This window comes from Mammaliicoccus sp. L-M44, from assembly GCF_022386355.1.
Lineage (GTDB): Bacteria > Bacillota > Bacilli > Staphylococcales > Staphylococcaceae > Mammaliicoccus > Mammaliicoccus sciuri_A.
The window spans coordinates 1-3,094 of the sequence record NZ_JAJNIU010000048.1 but is presented as its reverse complement, the minus strand read 5'-3'; the positions used below and the strand labels follow the sequence as shown (position 1 = coordinate 3,094).

Genomic DNA, 3,094 nt, shown 5'->3' with positions numbered 1-3,094 from the left:
AAATTTGATTAAGTCTTCGATCGATTAGTATTCGTCAGCTACACACATTACTGCGCTTACACCCCGAACCTATTAACCTCATCATCTTTGAGGGATCTTATAACCGAAGTTGGGAAATCTCATCTTGAGGGGGGCTTCATGCTTAGATGCTTTCAGCACTTATCCCGTCCATACATAGCTACCCAGCTATGCCGCTGGCGCGACAACTGGTACACCAGAGGTATGTCCATCCCGGTCCTCTCGTACTAAGGACAGCTCCTCTCAAATTTCCTACGCCCACGACGGATAGGGACCGAACTGTCTCACGACGTTCTGAACCCAGCTCGCGTACCGCTTTAATGGGCGAACAGCCCAACCCTTGGGACCGACTACAGCCCCAGGATGCGATGAGCCGACATCGAGGTGCCAAACCTCCCCGTCGATGTGAACTCTTGGGGGAGATAAGCCTGTTATCCCCGGGGTAGCTTTTATCCGTTGAGCGATGGCCCTTCCATGCGGAACCACCGGATCACTAAGTCCGTCTTTCGACCCTGCTCGACTTGTAGGTCTCGCAGTCAAGCTCCCTTGTGCCTTTACACTCTGCGAATGATTTCCAACCATTCTGAGGGAACCTTTGAGCGCCTCCGTTACTCTTTAGGAGGCGACCGCCCCAGTCAAACTGCCCGCCTGACACTGTCTCCCACCATGATCAAATGGTGCGGGTTAGAAAGTCAACACAGCCAGGGTAGTATCCCACCAGCGCCTCCACGTAAGCTAGCGCTCACGTTTCAAAGGCTCCTACCTATCCTGTACAAGCTGTGCCAAATTTCAATATCAGGCTACAGTAAAGCTCCACGGGGTCTTTCCGTCCTGTCGCGGGTAACCTGCATCTTCACAGGTACTATGATTTCACCGAGTCTCTCGTTGAGACAGTGCCCAAATCGTTACGCCTTTCGTGCGGGTCGGAACTTACCCGACAAGGAATTTCGCTACCTTAGGACCGTTATAGTTACGGCCGCCGTTTACTGGGGCTTCGATTCGTAGCTTCGCAGAAGCTAACCACTCCTCTTAACCTTCCAGCACCGGGCAGGCGTCAGCCCCTATACATCACCTTACGGTTTAGCAGAGACCTGTGTTTTTGATAAACAGTCGCTTGGGCCTATTCACTGCGGCTCTTCAAGGCTTGCACCCTAAAAAGCACCCCTTCTCCCGAAGTTACGGGGTCATTTTGCCGAGTTCCTTAACGAGAGTTCGCTCGCTCACCTTAGAATTCTCATCTTGACTACCTGTGTCGGTTTGCGGTACGGGCACCTATTTTCTAACTAGAGGCTTTTCTTGGCAGTGTGAAATCAACGACTCGTCGGATACATGATCCAACTCCCCATCACAACTCAACCTTACGAGTGCCGGATTTGCCTAACACTCAGTCTTATTGCTTGGACGTGCACTCCAACAGCACGCTTCGCCTATCCTACTGCGTCCCCCCATCGTTCAAACAATCATAGGTGGTACAGGAATATCTACCTGTTATCCATCGCCTACGCCTATCGGCCTCGGCTTAGGTCCCGACTAACCCAGAGCGGACGAGCCTTCCTCTGGAAACCTTAGTCAATCGGTGGATGGGATTCTCACCCATCTTTCGCTACTCACACCGGCATTCTCACTTCTAAACATTCCACATGTCCTTACGATCATGCTTCGACACGTTTAGAACGCTCTCCTACCATTATCCTTACGGATAATCCACAGCTTCGGTAATATGTTTAGCCCCGGTACATTTTCGGCGCAGTGTCACTCGACTAGTGAGCTATTACGCACTCTTTAAATGATGGCTGCTTCTAAGCCAACATCCTAGTTGTCTGGGCAACGCCACATCCTTTTCCACTTAACATATATTTTGGGACCTTAGCTGGTGGTCTGGGCTGTTTCCCTTTCGACTACGGACCTTATCACCCATAGTCTGACTCCCAAGTTAAATTATTTGGCATTCGGAGTTTGTCTGAATTCGGTAACCCGAGAGGGGCCCCTCGTCCAAACAGTGCTCTACCTCCAATAATCATCACTTGAGGCTAGCCCTAAAGCTATTTCGGAGAGAACCAGCTATCTCCAAGTTCGATTGGAATTTCTCCGCTACCCACACCTCATCCGCTCACTTTTCAACGTAAGTCGGTTCGGTCCTCCATTCAGTGTTACCTGAACTTCAACCTGGACATGGGTAGATCACTTGGTTTCGGGTCTACGACCAGATACTCATTCGCCCTATTCAGACTCGCTTTCGCTACGGCTCCACATTTACTGCTTAACCTTGCATCAAATCGTAACTCGCCGGTTCATTCTACAAAAGGCACGCCATCACCCATTAACGGGCTCTGACTATTTGTAAGCACACGGTTTCAGGTTCTATTTCACTCCCCTTCCGGGGTGCTTTTCACCTTTCCCTCACGGTACTGGTTCACTATCGGTCACTAGAGAGTATTTAGCCTTGGGAGATGGTCCTCCCAGATTCCGACGGAATTTCACGTGTTCCGCCGTACTCAGGATCCACTCAGGAGAGAAATGACTTTCGACTACAGGACCTTTACCTTCTATGGTTGGCTTTTCCAAAACCATTCGTCTAATCATTTCCTTTGTAACTCCGTATAGAGTGTCCTACAACCCCAATAGGCAAGCCTATTGGTTTGGGCTCTTCCCGTTTCGCTCGCCGCTACTCAGGGAATCGAGTTTTCTTTCTCTTCCTCCGGGTACTAAGATGTTTCAGTTCTCCGGGTGTGCCTTCTCACATACTATGTATTCATATGCGGATAACATGACATAACTCATGCTGGGTTTCCCCATTCGGAAATCTCTGGATCAAAGCGTACTTACAGCTCCCCAAAGCATATCGTCGTTAGTAACGTCCTTCTTCGGCTTCTAGTGCCAAGGCATCCACCGTGCGCCCTTAATAACTTAATCTATATTTCCTTATACATAATGTTTAAGAAAATAACTGTTATTAATCTGTGATGTCGTCTATAAAGACGACGCGCGATTATTAAGCTTGTTGAATTTCGTTAGAAATTCACTCGGTTTTTTGCTTGGTAAAATCTATTTTACTTACTTATCTAGTTTTCAATGT

The 3,094-nt window shown here is 48.8% G+C and carries 1 rRNA gene; it reads right to left on the bottom strand.

The features are described from left to right. Window positions 1-4: 4 nt before the first annotated feature. Window positions 5-2,931: ribosomal RNA gene (locus tag LQ611_RS13705) — 23S ribosomal RNA — on the bottom strand. Between the last annotated feature and the right edge of the window lie 163 nt (window positions 2,932-3,094).